This window comes from Bacteroides sp. AR29, assembly GCF_900217715.1.
GTDB lineage: Bacteria > Bacteroidota > Bacteroidia > Bacteroidales > Bacteroidaceae > Bacteroides > Bacteroides uniformis.
This window is the reverse complement of sequence record NZ_OBMS01000004.1, coordinates 18052-33559: the sequence shown is the minus strand read 5'-3', so window position 1 is coordinate 33559 and position 15508 is coordinate 18052. Positions and strand designations below refer to the sequence as shown.

Annotated in this window: 11 protein-coding genes; 4 read left to right on the top strand and 7 right to left on the bottom strand. The window is 45.4% G+C overall.

The window, feature by feature from the left end; all coding sequences use genetic code 11:
- Positions 1-36: 36 nt before the first annotated feature.
- Both CSD97_RS02965 and rseP read left to right on the top strand, forming a co-directional pair.
- Positions 37-1182: a 1-deoxy-D-xylulose-5-phosphate reductoisomerase gene (locus CSD97_RS02965; RefSeq protein ID WP_055288339.1), complete on the top strand. Its 1146-nt coding sequence runs from the start codon at positions 37-39 to the stop codon at positions 1180-1182.
- A 112-nt stretch (positions 1183-1294) separates the two neighbouring features.
- Entirely contained in the window at positions 1295-2626 is a 1332-nt protein-coding gene (gene rseP / locus CSD97_RS02960; RefSeq protein ID WP_098031950.1) for an RIP metalloprotease RseP, read from the top strand.
- 132 nt (positions 2627-2758) lie between these two features.
- On the opposite strand, the gene CSD97_RS02955 is transcribed toward rseP, so the two are convergent.
- Positions 2759-3658: a diaminopimelate dehydrogenase gene (locus CSD97_RS02955; RefSeq protein ID WP_005826990.1), complete on the bottom strand. Its 900-nt coding sequence runs from the start codon at positions 3656-3658 to the stop codon at positions 2759-2761.
- Between the two features lie 195 nt (positions 3659-3853).
- On the opposite strand from CSD97_RS02955, the gene ruvA reads away from it, so the two are divergent.
- Both ruvA and CSD97_RS02940 read left to right on the top strand, forming a co-directional pair.
- Positions 3854-4456 carry a Holliday junction branch migration protein RuvA gene (gene ruvA, locus CSD97_RS02945; protein ID WP_005833022.1) on the top strand — a complete coding sequence of 201 codons (603 nt, stop codon included), beginning with the start codon at positions 3854-3856 and terminating at the stop codon, positions 4454-4456.
- Positions 4457-4479: 23 nt separating this feature from the next.
- The gene (locus tag CSD97_RS02940) at positions 4480-5472 is read left to right on the top strand and encodes a DUF3843 family protein (protein ID WP_005826997.1); all 993 of its coding nucleotides are present in this window, start codon (positions 4480-4482) and stop codon (positions 5470-5472) included.
- A 202-nt stretch (positions 5473-5674) separates the two neighbouring features.
- Here the strand turns inward: CSD97_RS02940 and CSD97_RS02935 are convergent, their stop codons facing one another.
- From CSD97_RS02935 to CSD97_RS02910, 6 genes are all read right to left on the bottom strand, one after another.
- Positions 5675-6838 (bottom strand): Xaa-Pro peptidase family protein, encoded by a 1164-nt coding sequence (locus CSD97_RS02935; protein WP_005827001.1) that lies wholly within the window; start codon positions 6836-6838, stop codon positions 5675-5677.
- A gap of 138 nt (positions 6839-6976) precedes the next feature.
- Positions 6977-8314, bottom strand: coding sequence for an NADP-specific glutamate dehydrogenase (gene gdhA, locus CSD97_RS02930; protein WP_098031949.1), 1338 nt, complete (start codon positions 8312-8314; stop codon positions 6977-6979).
- Positions 8315-8691: 377 nt separating this feature from the next.
- Positions 8692-10839 (bottom strand): glycoside hydrolase family 97 protein, encoded by a 2148-nt coding sequence (locus CSD97_RS02925; protein WP_016272962.1) that lies wholly within the window; start codon positions 10837-10839, stop codon positions 8692-8694.
- A 3-nt stretch (positions 10840-10842) separates the two neighbouring features.
- Entirely contained in the window at positions 10843-12180 is a 1338-nt protein-coding gene (locus CSD97_RS02920; RefSeq protein ID WP_009037998.1) for an alpha-amylase family glycosyl hydrolase, read from the bottom strand.
- Between the two features lie 310 nt (positions 12181-12490).
- Positions 12491-13669, bottom strand: a complete 1179-nt coding sequence (locus tag CSD97_RS02915) for a hypothetical protein (protein WP_005833032.1) — start codon at positions 13667-13669, stop codon at positions 12491-12493.
- Between the two features lie 22 nt (positions 13670-13691).
- Positions 13692-15485, bottom strand: a complete 1794-nt coding sequence (locus tag CSD97_RS02910) for a RagB/SusD family nutrient uptake outer membrane protein (protein ID WP_005833034.1) — start codon at positions 15483-15485, stop codon at positions 13692-13694.
- Between the last annotated feature and the right edge of the window lie 23 nt (positions 15486-15508).

The following is a 15508-nucleotide window of genomic DNA, read 5'->3' as shown; positions in this document are numbered from 1 at the left end:
TCTCCAAATAGTAAATTGTAAATAGCATAATAGTAAATGAAACAGATTGCCATACTCGGTTCTACCGGTTCCATCGGTACACAAGCGTTGCAGGTCATCGAAGAACATCCCGACCAGTACGAAGCATACGTATTGACCGCCAATAACCGCGTAGAGGAACTCATAGCCCAGGCACGCAGATTCAAGCCTGAGGCAGTGGTAATAGCCAACGAATCGAAATACACGCAACTGAAAGAAGCGCTTGCCGACCTACCTATCAAGGTATATGCCGGCGCAGATGCCCTCTGCCAGATTGTGACCGAAAATCCCATTGATATGGTATTGACCGCCATGGTGGGATATGCAGGGCTGAAGCCCACCATGAATGCCATCCGAGCCCGTAAGCCGATAGCCCTTGCCAACAAAGAGACGCTGGTGGTGGCGGGAGAGCTCATCAATGACCTGGCACGCTTCAGCGGTGTCCCCATCCTACCCGTCGACTCCGAGCACTCCGCCGTTTTCCAGTGCCTGGCCGGTGAGATAGGCAACCAAATAGAAAAAGTGATACTGACTGCCTCCGGAGGTCCGTTCCGCACCTGCACTATGGAGCAACTAACAACCGTCACCAAAGCGCAAGCACTGAAACACCCCAACTGGGACATGGGCGCCAAAATCACGATAGACTCTGCTTCCATGATGAACAAAGGGTTCGAGGTAATCGAAGCCAAATGGCTGTTCGGTGTACGTCCCGACCAGATAGAAGTCGTGGTACACCCGCAATCCGTCATCCACTCCATGGTACAGTTTGAGGACGGTGCCGTGAAAGCACAACTGGGAATGCCGGACATGCGCCTGCCCATCCAATATGCCTTCTCCTATCCCGACCGGTTGAAAGCCTCTTTCCCGCGCCTGGACTTCAAGCTGTGTACGGAACTGACGTTCGAGCAACCGGACACCACCCGTTTCCGTAACCTCGCCCTGGCCTACGAAGCGCTGCATCATGCAGGCAATATGCCTTGCATTGTCAATGCCGCCAATGAAGTGGTGGTAGCCGCCTTCCTGCAGGACAAAATTTCGTTCCTTGGCATGAGTGAAGTAATAGAAAAGACCATGTCGCGTGTATCCTACTTACAGAAGCCCACCTATGAAGACTATGTGGCTACAGATGCCGAAGCCCGGCGGATAGCAGAAGAGCTGATTTGATAGATACACCGGAATGAAAAGAATTATAAAAAACATCTACTCATTTGATACGTTAAATAAGAAAACGTACCTTTGCGAAAATTATAAAAATCGTAAAACAGCAAATAATTAGATGGAAACATTCTTGATTCGTGCCCTGCAACTCATTATGAGCCTCTCGTTGCTCGTTATTGTTCATGAGGGGGGGCACTTCCTTTTTGCGCGTCTGTTCAAGACGCGGGTAGAAAAGTTCTGCTTATTCTTTGACCCTTGGTTCACATTATTCAAGTTCAAGCCCAGACACAGTGACACGGAATATGGTATCGGGTGGCTACCCTTAGGTGGTTATGTAAAAATAGCAGGTATGATAGACGAATCTATGGATACCGAACAGATGAAGCAACCCATGCAGCCATGGGAGTTCCGTGCCAAGCCGGCATGGCAGCGCCTGCTAATTATGGTAGGCGGTGTATTGTTCAACTTCCTGCTCGCATTGTTCATCTATTCCATGATACTTTTTACTTGGGGCGACGAATATATACCAGTACAAAAAGCCCCATTGGGTATGGATTTTAACGAAACAGCCAAAGCCATAGGCTTCCGCGACGGCGATATCCTAATATCTGCCGACGGGGTACCGTTCGAACGCTATGATGGCGACCTGCTGACCAGTATTGTCGATGCTCGCCAAGTAAGCGTATTGCGTGATGGGGAAGCTGCTTCAGTCTACATCCCCGAAGACATGATGAACCGCTTGCTGGCAGACAGCGTGCGTTTCGCCAGTTTCCGTTTCCCTTATGTAGTCGACAGCCTGATTGTAGGATACCCTGCCGCTTCCGCCGGTCTGCAAGTAGGTGACAGCATCACCCACTTGGATGGAAAGTCAATAGCCTACTACGACTTCAAAGAAGAGATGCTGAAGCGCAAGAAAGCCAATGCATCCCATGAGGTAACCTTGACATACGTCCGTAACGGTGTGACAGACACCTTGAGCATGATGACCAATGCCGACTATGAAATAGGCGTAGCAGCACGTACGGCAACCGACAAGCTGCTGCCCGTTGTCCGTAAGGAATACAGTTTCCTTTCCTCTTTCCCTGCCGGCGTATCTTTGGGGGTAAAGACTCTGAAAGGCTACGTAGGCCAGATGAAATATCTCTTCTCCAAGGAAGGAGCCAAGCAACTCGGAGGTTTCGGAACCATCGGCAGTATTTTCCCCGCCACGTGGGACTGGCACCAGTTCTGGTACATGACGGCATTCCTCTCCATCATCCTTGCCTTTATGAATATTCTGCCCATCCCCGCACTGGACGGCGGACACGTGTTATTCCTCATTTACGAAATCATTGCACGCCGCAAGCCCAGCGACAAGTTTATGGAACGTGCGCAGATGGTGGGCATGTTCCTCTTGTTCGGTTTGCTGATTTGGGCAAACTTCAATGATATACTGAGGTATTTCTTTTAAAGAACAAGACATAAAAAAACGCATCATCCATTCGCGGTAGAACGGATGATGCGTTTGCATCAAACAGATGATGTATTCGGGGCAAGCAGACGATGCGTTTGAACCAAACACATCATCTGTTTTTTCTGTGTCTTATACCAAATGGCCGATCCACTCTTCGCGGTCGCCCGGAAGCAGGTCTATTACCGGAACTTCAACCATTGTATAGCAACCAGGCTGCTGACGCATAGCGGCACGCGCCACACATACCAGCACTTGTGCCGTGAGGGCAGGATTGTTGATACGCATGTTGAACTCAAATAGCTGGTTCTGCGTCTTGCCAGACACACCTTTACGGGTCAGGTTTACCCCATGACCCATATCGAGCAGTGCATCCACACTCGGAACCAATTTTACATGTGTTTCGTCATTCACAAAGTACGGGTCGGCTTTGATGGCTGCAGTCACCTTGTCAAATTCGTAGCCATCCTTCAACTCGATGTACACCATACGACGGTGAATGCCGGTTCCTGTAGGAATAGTCATGGAAAGGGCGGCTTTCACACCTTCGATGGCCTTTACAGCCACGGTATGTCCCATGCTCATGCCCGGACCAAAATTAGTATAGGTAATGCCTTTCGGAGCAATGGCTTCCAGCATGGTGCGGACAATGGAGTCACTACCCGGGTCCCAGCCGGCAGAAATGATGGATACCGTATTATGCTTTTTAGCCTCTGCATCCAGTGTGCGGCGCAAGGCAGTGATACCCGTATGGATATCGAAACTGTCCACAGTATGAATGCCTAAAGCAAGGATCTCCTTTGCATACTCTTCCACTTTGCGGGTAGGCGTACAAAGGATAGCAACATCCACGCCTTTCAGTTCCTTGATATTCTTCACAACGGGATATGCACTCAGTTCCGCAGGACAGTTTTCAGCTCCGGCACGGCGTACTACACCGGCAATTTCGAAATCGGGAGCTGCTTGCAGGGCTTCGAGCACATAATGCCCGATATTACCATAGCCAACGATGGCTGCTCTTACTTTTTTCATTCTTTTTATGAATTTATTTATCAGTTTTCTACTTTATCGGCACAAAAGTAAGCATTTTAATTTATTATATCGGCAGAACTCCCTGCTGTTTCACACAGTTTTTCTTTTTTTAGTGAGTGAAAGTCCAATAATAATTCATACATTCGCAGATGATATGTACGCAAGGCGCATTTTGGGCCGACAAGTAAAAGAATTATGATAGAATACATCAGAGGCGGAATTGCCGAACTAAGTCCGGCAACCGCAATAATAGACTGCAACGGACTGGGATACGGCGTCAATATTTCATTGAACACGTATGCCGCCATCCAGGGCAAGAAAGAATGCAAACTATATATATACGAAGCTATCCGTGAAGACGCCTATGTCCTCTACGGGTTCGCTGACAAGCAGGAACGCGAACTATTCCTGTTGCTCATCTCCGTTTCAGGCATCGGCGGAAATACAGCTCGCATGATTCTCTCGGCACTCTCGCCATCCGAACTGATAAATGTCATCAGCACGGAAAACGCCACTCTACTGAAAACAGTCAAGGGTATCGGGCTGAAAACAGCCCAACGGATAATTGTGGATTTAAAAGACAAAATCAAGACCGGCAGCGTTGTAGCCGGCAACGCAGGGACCATAGGTACACTGGTATCGGCAGCCAACGCACAAGTACAAGAAGAAGCCGTAGCCGCCCTTACCATGCTGGGCTTTGCACAAGCCCCCTCACAAAAAGTAGTGCTTGCCATTTTGAAGGAAGAACCAAGCGCACCGGTGGAACAAGTCATCAAATTGGCATTAAAAAGACTATAATATTTATCTAAAACAAACAAATCATGACAACAATCAACATGCAATATTGGTTGGGGGCCAATGAACGCACCCACGTACTGCCAACGGACAAATGGTACCTCGACTTTGCCACAAGCATCCTGCCCCTCGTCAAGACCTCTCCCTTGTTCAACAAGGAAGACCTGCGTACCCAAATTGACGCAGCCATCTCCCTCGGCATGTACTTTCAAGATGCCATTGCCCAAAGCGGAGGCTGGAAACTTTTCTCCGAAGCCTTTCAAGGAGTATACGGAACTTACCTGCCGTTCTATCCACTGGGTGACGATTATACGCCCGATGAAATAAATCAGGAAGACATTGCATTCGTACTGTGGACATTGAAATCACAATTCAGTATTTTTGACAAGGAATACACCTTGTTCAGTCCTTATGACAAAGACCTGCTTGCATTAAGCCAAAGCGCCTATGAACTGATGGATGCACGTTTCGAAGAAGCTCCCATCAGCGAGGGAGAATCTTCCTTCCTTTGGGTAATGGGACTTGATTTACTGGATATGCCCATTACTCCGCTGCCGGAAGTCACTCCGGAAACCAAACTGAGTAAAGATGCCGCCCGCTGTCTGGAATACAGCCAGGGGAAACCGCTGCTATACTTCACCGATTACAAGGAGCTTTGCACTTTCTTTGTCGATGTCTTGGGATGGGAAAACAAACGGTCCGCACTATTGCCCGACCTGGAATACCAAAAAGAGTTCGTGATTTATGCCAACGCCAAAGGTATGCTCGTAGCCCACAACGTGGCCGCCTATTTCTGTGAAGAACATAACCCGATGTACGATGCCAAACGCGCTGCTGCAGAGGGTTACAAGATGTTCTGCCAACCCGGAGAGTGTCCGTTCGACCTGCTGAAATACGGAATGACCAAAGGAATTCTACCCGATGTGGAACTTCCCTTCCTGAAAGGAAAAGAAACACTGCATCAATATTGGGACTTTATAGCCCGCTACTACTTATGTGAATATTATGAAGGCGAGTAACCATTCCGGCATAAAGCCCAAACGAAGCAACAAGGCCAAGCCAACCGGAAAACGGATTGGTAAATCCAAACCTTCGAAAGCGAATAATCAGCTTAACAGAAGGGTGAAATAATGGAAAATGGATAATGGAAAAACAAACAGTGCAGCGTATTTATTGAAACCGCATGGCAATTTTCCATTATCCATTATCCATTATCAATTTTCAAAGTTCCACAATCTCTTCCTTACACAACGTCAGTTTCTCCACTCCTTCCGCTGTTACAACCCAAGAGTTTTCGATACCAACGGGACCAATGCCCGGCAAAACAATTTTCGGCTCCAATGCAAAGACCATACCCGGCTCCAACTCCTGCTTCATACGCGGAGCCAATACCGGCATTTCATTGATTTCCAAACCGATGCCATGACCGATAAACTTGGCCTTTTGAGTGGCTCCCATAAAGTTGTCGGCAAAGCCTGCTTTGGTGACAATATCGATAGCGAGATTGTAAAGGTCCTCACAAACAGCACCCGGTTTCGCTTTTTCTACAACAGCCTCTTGTATGTCCAGGCAAACTTGATGGGCAACATATGCCTTTTCCGGCAGCTTTCCGATAGAGAATACACGGCTCATGTCTCCCATATAGCCATAGAAGTTACCCCCCATATCAACCATAAAGCTCTGACCGGGCTGCAACAGTGCACCGTTCACACTGATAGGCAGTGACGGGTCAAGTCCCTCGCCTCCCAAAGCAAAATCATAGGGGGCAGGCGCAGTGGCATTGTCTCCTGCCAGCAGACTTCCCATAAAAATCTCCATACTTTGTCCGAAGGTACGAAAAATACCCAGACAACCTTCCAGACGCATCAGGCGCTCTATTTCGATGGATAACTGGCGGTCTGTCATTCCTGGTCTATAAACCGAGGGTATTTGTTCGTAAGCTTTAGCATGTGCAATGCCGGAACGACGGAACATCTCAATCTCTATTTCAGTCTTGACACTTCGGGCCTTCCGGATAAGTGCCGTACCACAAGGAAGCACCTCCGTTTCAGGGAAACACGCAGCCAAACGGTTATATTCCGTAAAAGACAACTCATCCCCCTCCAGCATCAACCTCGCAGGTATGGGCAAACCACATTCCTTTAGTAAGTCAGGCAGTTGTTCCGGTTTACGGATAGGATGAATATGTTCCCCTTCAATATTGTTAGGACGTTTGATGAATAAACGGGCGGGAGCATTCAACGGCAGATACAAGTAACCGCTGACGACACGTCCGTACGTATAGATTAAGTTTACATTGCAAGCGATAAGAGCGGCATCAATCTCTTGTTGAGCCATGAGAGAGCGTATTTTATCACGTCTCAGTTTCAATTCAGGTAGTAACATCTCTTTGTCATTTATGGTTTCTCGGATACAAAGATACAACTTTTTTAATTGAGAATAAAAAAAGTACTGCCCGATACCTTCACAGGCGTAGGGCAGCACAAACCACAAATACAAATACAACTAAACAAAGTTTCTCTCTTAGATAATTCCCTGACCCATCATGGCATGAGCCACCTTCATGAAACCGGCGATATTCGCTCCCTTCACGTAGTTGATGTAGCCATCGGGTTCTGTCCCATATTTTACGCATTGAGCATGAATTCCGTGCATGATGGCGTGGAGTTTTTCATCCACTTCGGCTGCACTCCAGCTGAGGTGCATGGCGTTCTGCGACATTTCCAGTCCGCTGGTAGCCACACCACCTGCATTGACAGCCTTGCCCGGTGCATACATAATCTTATTTTCAATGAAAAGATCGATAGCTTCGGGCGTACATCCCATATTGGAGATTTCTCCTACACATGTCACCTTGTTGTCAATGAGATGTTGTGCATCTTCGCCGTTCAGCTCGTTCTGGGTAGCGCAAGGCAGAGCGATGTCCGCTTTCACTTCCCACGGGCGTTTGCCTGCCACGAAAGTAGAGCCGGGGAATTCGTCGGCATACGGTGCTACGATATCGTTGCCCGATGACCGGAGTTCCAGCATATAATCTATCTTTTCGCCACTGATACCGTTCGGGTCGTAAATGTAACCGTCGGGACCGGAGATGGTAACCACCTTGGCACCCAATTCGGTAGCCTTGGTAGCAGCACCCCAAGCCACATTTCCAAAACCGGAGATAGCCACGGTCTTGCCCTTGATGTCAATGCCTTTTGTCTGTAACATTTGGTTTACGAAATACAAGCCACCAAATCCTGTTGCTTCAGGACGAATCAGCGAACCGCCAAATTCCAATCCTTTACCGGTAAATGTGCCCGTAAATTCGCGAGTCAACTTCTTATACATACCGAACATATAGCCCACTTCGCGACCGCCTACACCGATATCACCGGCAGGAACATCCATATCCGGACCGAGGTGACGCCACAATTCCAGCATGAAGGCCTGACAGAAACGCATGATTTCAGCATCGCTCTTTCCGCGCGGAGAGAAGTCGGAACCACCCTTACCGCCACCCATAGGCAATGTAGTCAAGGCATTCTTGAAAGTCTGCTCAAATCCCAGGAATTTGAGGATAGAAAGATTTACGGAAGCATGGAAACGAATACCGCCTTTGTACGGGCCAATGGCATTGTTGAACTGCACACGATAACCGAGGTTCGTCTGAACTTCACCTTTATCATCCACCCACGTTACGCGGAAAGTAAAGATACGGTCAGGTTCAACCAGACGTTCTATAATTTTCGCTTTCTCGAACTCGGGATGTTGGTTATAGATATCTTCGATGGAAAGAAGAACTTCCTTTACGGCTTGAAGATACTCAGACTCGCCGGGGTGCTTTGCCTCTAAAGAGGTCATGATACGTTCGATATTCATAATATTACGTTTTAAAGGTTATTACCTTGTTGACTTTACGCTATTCAAACAAAATGTCAATGAATAACACCGCAAATATAGGAAAACTTTTCAAAACAGCTAAATTTTACGGTTATATTTTGATTAAAGAATGATAAAATGTCAAATCTCCGGCATTCTCTATTCATACCTAAATGGTCTATTCTTTTCCTATTCTGTCAACAATTCGCCATAACGGCATAAATATAGAAAAATTATAATAAAGAAAATAAGAAATGACGAATAATTTACGAAAAAAGACACAATCCTCACGGACTATGCCTTTCCAATTGCTAACTTTAATTCTTAAATGCTTGTATTAAATCCGCAACATAATAATTACTATGTACGGACAAGCTTCATAATTTCTTCAATCCTTTTACCTCTTCTTTTGTTGCTTCTCGAACACTGATAGCCACCCCTCCACTACTTGCCAAAGGTTGACGCAGCACACTCTTTGACGTTACTATGCCACGACGGATGTCATAGCTCTGCGGATTATCTTTCCAGTCTGCATCCCGACCATCTGCATAAACGGTAACAATATATTTCCTTCCTTCGGGTAAGAAAGAGAAAGGAATAGTTGCCGTACGAGGATGTTCGTCGGTAATAGCACCTACATACCACTCTTGTTTTCCTTTGGCTTGACGAGCCACTGTGATATAATCACCCGGTTCGGCTTCCAAATACCAAGAATTGCTCCAATCCACCGCTACATCCTTAATAAATTGAAACGCATCGGGAAAACGGCGATAATTATCCGGCAGGTCTGCTGCCATCTGTAACGGAGAGGGCATCGTTACATATAGAGCCAATTGTTTTACCAATGTAGTACCCGCCTGACCTTTAGGTTTCGAACTATTATAATACGAAAGTTTTGTCTGGAAAATACCAGGAGTGTAATCCATCGGACCACCCTTCAACCGAGTAAACGGCAAGATACAAGTATGATCCGGATCATTGCCCCCCATAGATTCAAACTCACCACCACGGGCAGATTCTTGCGCTACCCAGTTGGGCCAGGTCCGACACAAGCCGGTGGGACGAACAGCCTCGTGACTATCTACCATAATCTTATAATCAGCAGCACGCTTCACCACATGTATATAATGATTGTTCATCCATTGTGAGGAATGATATTCACTACGGGGAATGATTGAGCCCACATATCCTGTCTTTACAGAATTATAGCCATTATCTACCATAAATTGAAAGGCTACATCCAGCTGCCGCTCATAATCGGCAGCATTAGCAGCCGTCTCATGATGCATGATAATCTTTACCCCCTTTGATTTGGCATAGGCATGTAGTACCGCAACATCAAAGTCCGGATAAGGTTTGTCAAAAAGGAACTGACGATCCTTACGATAGGATGCCCAATCTTCCCAACCTTCATTCCAACCCTCAACCAATACCGCATCAATACCATTCTCCGCCGCAAAGTCTATGTACTCTTTCACATGTTCAGTATTGGCCGGATGATGTCCATTAGGAGTTAACTTTGAATAGTCGGTTATGCCGGGTTTAGCCTTATAATAGTCGCTATATGCCCATGTACCTCCTCCACCAGTAAACATCTCCCACCAGACACCGATAAATTTCTGTGGCTTAATCCAAGAAGTATCTTCCAGCTTACAAGGTTCATTCAGATTAAGAATCAACTGAGAAGCAAGGATGCTACGTGCATCGTCACTAACCATAATTGTACGCCACGGGGTATGCAACGGTAATTGCAGATATCCTTTCTTTCCTAATTTATCGGGAGTAAGATGAGCAGAAAAGTTAAACTCTTTATCATCCACATTCAGCAACATGGCAGAATAATCTACCAAGGCAGCTTCATGAATATTGATATAAAGTCCTTCGGTAGTCTTTATCATAAGGGGTGTTTGTACTGTGAATGAAGTCGCTTTAGCTTCATATCCTTTTTTACGTAGATTACGTTCCATAGCTTCGCGCACTTCGGAAATGGCCGCAGTAGTATAGGCAAACTCATTCGTATCATAATCACCGGGAATGCAATAGAGTGTATGATTACCGGTCAGATTGAATTCCGTCAGTTCGTCTTTTACCGTCAGATAATTCATGGTTTTCTGCTCCGGCAACTCATAACGGAATCCGAGTCCATCGTCAAACAATCGAAAACGTACAATCATCGTACGGTCGTGCTTTGCCGGTTGTGAGAAAGTGACAGTAAGTTCATTGTAATGGTTACGGACTTTTTCATACTCTCCCCATACAGGCATCCAAGTTTCATCAAAAGTAGAATTTGTTGCATCAAGAATCCGGAAGCCATTTGACAAATCCGCTTCTTCCATAAGTATTCCCAAGGCAGAAGGTTCTACAACCGGCTCTCCTTTGTAATATAAGCTATAGACCGGCCCCCCCTCGGAATCAAGCACAACATTGAGTTTCAGATTCCCATTGGGAGATAACAATTCGTGTGCCATCGCCACACAAGCAATTCCCAGAAATACAACTGTTAATAATACATGTTTCATATACATCCGTTATTGTTGATATATAAAATATTGATAAGGCTCCATCGTCATTACTGTAGGCAACTCCACATCCACACCGGCAATCACATCGGTCATGGTCTTGCCAGCATGCTCCATAGGTACTTTCACTTGTACAGACTCATTGGCGGTATTCACCATGACCAACATGCCATGACTGCCTGCTGCCCGATAAAATGAAGCGACATCTCCGGTAGTATAAACTTCCAGTTCACCACCACGTACACTGCTCGTAGCTTTATAGGCTCTGATGATTTCTGCCATCTCTTGCGCAAAGACTTCATTGGACTTCAAGTCTATAACTCCGTAATTGAAAAAGTTAAGTGACCGCGGATAGGCTACTTCCTGCGAACTATAAATAAGAGGTATCCCCTCGAGCATAGTCGTTAATACAAAAGCAGACATGGCACCACGCTCACCGCCATAACATTCTATCGGTGATGCCTCACTTGCCTGGTCATGATTAGTAGAATAGCGTAACCGTAACGTACCCTTCGGCATTCCCTCCAATTCGGAAGTATTCATAGCATAAAGGTCAGTAAGTGAGCATTTACCGGCATAATAGTCTTTCAGTTTACTATGGAAGTTCCAGCCGTAGAGCAGATTGAAACCATTGTTCATTAAAGACGTTTTTCCGCCTTCGGCAAGCATCAGCAAATTATTGTCAAGTGTACGGAGCTCGGCGATTGCTTTCTTCCAGAAAGCATCTGGTACCCCCTCGGCATAATCACAACGGTATCCATCAATACCAATTTCTGTTACCCAATACTTCATGGCATCAATCATGGTTTGCTGCATGGTTTCGTTGTCAAAATTCAAGTCAGCAACATCCGCCCAAGGCTGTTCTTGAGGTTGTACCACATTGCCATTTGCATCCTGTGTATACCAATCCGGATGCTCAGTCACCCAAGCATTGTCCCACGAAGTATGGTTGGCAACCCAGTCAAGAATCACTTTCATTCCTTTGGCATGGGCAGCATCTACCAGTTCTTTCAAGTCTTTTTTTGTTCCGTAACGTGTATTCAGCTTTTTATAATCCTTTATACAATAAGGTGAATTCACACTTTTCAGTACTCCCGGCTCATTTACAGGCATCAGCCAAAGCACGGTAGTCCCCAGGCTTTGAATACGGTCAAGCTCTGCTTTGATGGCAGAGAACGCATTTTCTTCGGCAAAAATGCGGGGATTTGCCTCATAAATCACCATATCCGAAGCCATGTATTCTTCCTGTGGGACGGGAATCGGTTCCATGTCACTCTGACTATCACTACACCCCATACAAGAATGTAGCATCGTAAAGAGCAGTGTCGCAATTATTACTTTTTTCATATTTCTACTTTTTATCTATACTTATACTCATTGGCGGAACTGATATCTGCAAAAGGAGCATCCAAACTCTCCAGTAATGGGCATTGGCAGAAAAGATACTAAGCCTTAATACTAAAAATCCCGGAAGCCAATACTAAAAAACAAAAGAGCTAAGAGATAACTTCTTCCCAAGGCTTGGTTTTTCTATCCCAAGACTTGGGATAGAAAAACCAAGCCTTGGGACATATATCCGCAAGATTGAAAAGAGATATCCTATCCCCAATCTCATTCCACCAATAGGTCATTTAACATCTTCATTACTATACAAAACTCATTTCAAGAAATTATTCTGATTAGAAACAAAAGCCGCTTCAGATTCCGGTTCAGAGTCTCCGTCCGGATTGTTAGGGTCAATCTCCTCACCAGCTATGTCCGTAATACGGAAATAATAATCTCGATCAAGCGTCACTGCTGCGAGGTCAAATTGTGAGCCTCCATTGTTATTATTCATTATCAGATTGTAAGTCAATCCCTTATTTGCTTCACCTGTATCGTAATAATTATACGTGACACCTTTTATCTCAACACTACCGGTTGGTAATATTCCTGGCCAACTGCCAAAGAGTTCCGGTATATCATTTCCCCACGCATATATGGTTGTTTCTGCCCATCCGGACTGGTCTTCAATAAAAATGGTATAACCATCATGGATGACCACTGCATCCGGATCTATTTCCGTCCAACCGCTTTCTGTGATTTCCAAATATATGTCACGGTCAAGAGTAAAGTTCTGTGGTCCATCAAATTGTGAACCTACTCCATTATCGTTAAATATCAAATTGTAAACCAATCCCTTATTTGCTTCACCTGTATCGAAGTATTTATAGGTAATTCCTTTTATCTCAACGCTACCAGTAGGTGAAATACCGGGCCAACCTCCAAAAAGTTCCGGCAAATCATTTCCCCACGCATAAAGTGTCAGTGCATCCCAACCTGTATTGTCCATCACGAACACAGCATAACCGTCGTGGGTCACTTCACTTGGGTCTTCCGGCTCCTCAAAATAAGCATTCCAGCGGGTTACCGTTATATCAGTGCGAGTACCTACCTTAGCCGAAATTTGATGTAAAGCATCCCCATTCTGCAAAGTACGCTCTATACCTTGTGTCTTAGAAACGAAATAAAAGCCATCGGCAAGTGTCTTTCCATTAACAAAATCTTCCGGATAGAGGTATATGCCCCATTTAACATCATTGTTTGCAGCTTTCTCCATCTGCCACTTAAGGTCTCCGGAAGCAGCATCCTGACCTCCATTGAAATCGCCTGCAATATAAATTATTTCATCGGCACCAGTTCCTTGGGGCATAATCACCTCCAGCAAGATAGCATCGCTACGAAGTTCAAATTGCGGCAACTCATGGTCAAACACAATTTCCTCCTTGTCACAACTACTGATGAAAGCTACAAAAAGCAACAAAAGCCATAGCGGATTACATATATATTTTTTCATTGTTACTATTATTATAGGATGATTAATAATTAGGATTCTGTACCAGTCCCGGATTTACCATAAGGGCAGACTGGGGCAAGGGATACCACTCGTATTTGCGGTCACGTTTAGCCGGATAGCTTAAACCGTCGTCCGTGGCACGGCCAAAGAACCACCATTGCCCTTGCGTAAACTTATCGAAACGACGCAAGTCTGTACGACGACGACGCCCCTCTCCCAAGAATTCAAGTCCCCATTCACTCAACATCCAATCCATATCAAAGGATGTAAAACCAGGACCGGGCTGTTCGAGAGCCGATTTATCTGTAAAATAGCGTGTTTTAACTCTATATACCAGTTCTTTAGCACCTTCCGTATCACCTGCACGCATTTTACATTCAGCAAGAGTATAGACCACTTCACTCAAACGGAATTCCACCTCATCGATGTTTTGGAAATCAATGCCTGCACTCTCCGGATAAACCGGATATCTTACCAAACGGACACCTGAATTCGTTTCACCCCAGCGAGGTGACATGACAGTCTCCAGATTACGTCCTAAATTAAGGAATGTACCCACCTGATCCACATAAACCAAATCCTGACCGTCACGGTCGGCATCTGCTTTCAAAGCCGCACCCTTACCATAGTTGGCTTTAATAGCCCCTTTCAAAAAAATGCCTTGATAGTTTCCTGTTGTTTCATTATACACATAGTTCTGCTTACGGATATCTTTATCGTGGAAACGTTCATAAACTGCTCCTAACTTATCACCGTAGTCGGTAAGAAAGCTCTTAGGATTGTCAGTACCACCATACGGCTGTACATTTCCAGAATTATCCCATGAAGGTGCCAAGCATACACAATTCCATCCGCTCTGGCTGTATGTACCTCCAAAGTAATCCCAACAATTGTAAGGCATGAAAGGCATGTTACGCATCCAACCGGTATTGACCTGACCGACTTCCATCGCCAATGCCATTACAACTTCCGGACATTCTACATTGTTTATCGAATAAATATCGCGATAGTCATCGGTAATGCTGTAAGTACCATAATCGCCATTCAGAATTTTTTGGCAAAGAGTGGCACACTCATTATAACTGTTTTGTTTGATAAACACCTCAGAATTCAGCAACAAGCGCATCTTAATCATACGATTGGCAGCTTGGTTCATGCGGTTGCGAGTCTTTCCAGAACCATCTTCTTTCATAAGATCTGTAACTGACTCATCTAATTCCTGACTGATAAAATCGTAGATAATCTTGCACCCCTTATCAAAATCAGTATCTGCAGAACCAGGGATTTCCGCACCCGAAGAAATGTTCAAGGGAAGTGCTCCACCCCAAATCTCAAAGATATTGTAGTATGCCCAAGCACGCAGGGTACGTACTTCGGCAATATAACTATTCAAAGCATCCTCAGTCATGCGTATAGATGCGGGGCTGATTGCCTGCAAATCTGTAATAAGCGTATTGCAAAGCCCAATAGTGGTCCACGCATTCTCCCAAGTTTGGCGAATAATGGTTGATTCTGACGTCCAGGTATGTGAAGACAAAGCAAACTTCAATGCCTCATCCCATCCCCAAAGTCCACCGTTCCAACTGCGCCATGCCACCTGGTCGGCAGAAAACTCCTGCAAATACCAGAAGTATTCCAAATAACTATATGCAGCTTTCGAATAGATGGCTGCCACTGCCCCCTGAACACTCGTCTCATCTTGATAATAAATTCCGGCATCCACACGATCGAACACTTCCTCGTCCAAATTAGTACAAGAGAAAAGTGAACATGACATAATCATCGCCAATAACCAACGACATTTTATATATTTCATATCTTTCATATTTTTAATAATTT

Excerpts from the sequence above, each read along its gene's own strand:
- CSD97_RS02965 (WP_055288339.1), top strand. The coding sequence starts at position 37 with ATGAAACAGATTGCCATACTCGGTTCTACCGGTTCCATCGGTACACAA.
- rseP (WP_098031950.1), top strand. The coding sequence starts at position 1,295 with ATGGAAACATTCTTGATTCGTGCCCTGCAACTCATTATGAGCCTCTCG.
- CSD97_RS02955 (WP_005826990.1), bottom strand. The coding sequence starts at position 3,658 with ATGAAAAAAGTAAGAGCAGCCATCGTTGGCTATGGTAATATCGGGCAT.
- ruvA (WP_005833022.1), top strand. The coding sequence starts at position 3,854 with ATGATAGAATACATCAGAGGCGGAATTGCCGAACTAAGTCCGGCAACC.
- CSD97_RS02940 (WP_005826997.1), top strand. The coding sequence starts at position 4,480 with ATGACAACAATCAACATGCAATATTGGTTGGGGGCCAATGAACGCACC.
- CSD97_RS02935 (WP_005827001.1), bottom strand. The coding sequence starts at position 6,838 with ATGTTACTACCTGAATTGAAACTGAGACGTGATAAAATACGCTCTCTC.
- gdhA (WP_098031949.1), bottom strand. The coding sequence starts at position 8,314 with ATGAATATCGAACGTATCATGACCTCTTTAGAGGCAAAGCACCCCGGC.
- CSD97_RS02925 (WP_016272962.1), bottom strand. The coding sequence starts at position 10,839 with ATGTATATGAAACATGTATTATTAACAGTTGTATTTCTGGGAATTGCT.
- CSD97_RS02920 (WP_009037998.1), bottom strand. The coding sequence starts at position 12,180 with ATGAAAAAAGTAATAATTGCGACACTGCTCTTTACGATGCTACATTCT.
- CSD97_RS02915 (WP_005833032.1), bottom strand. The coding sequence starts at position 13,669 with ATGAAAAAATATATATGTAATCCGCTATGGCTTTTGTTGCTTTTTGTA.
- CSD97_RS02910 (WP_005833034.1), bottom strand. The coding sequence starts at position 15,485 with ATGAAATATATAAAATGTCGTTGGTTATTGGCGATGATTATGTCATGT.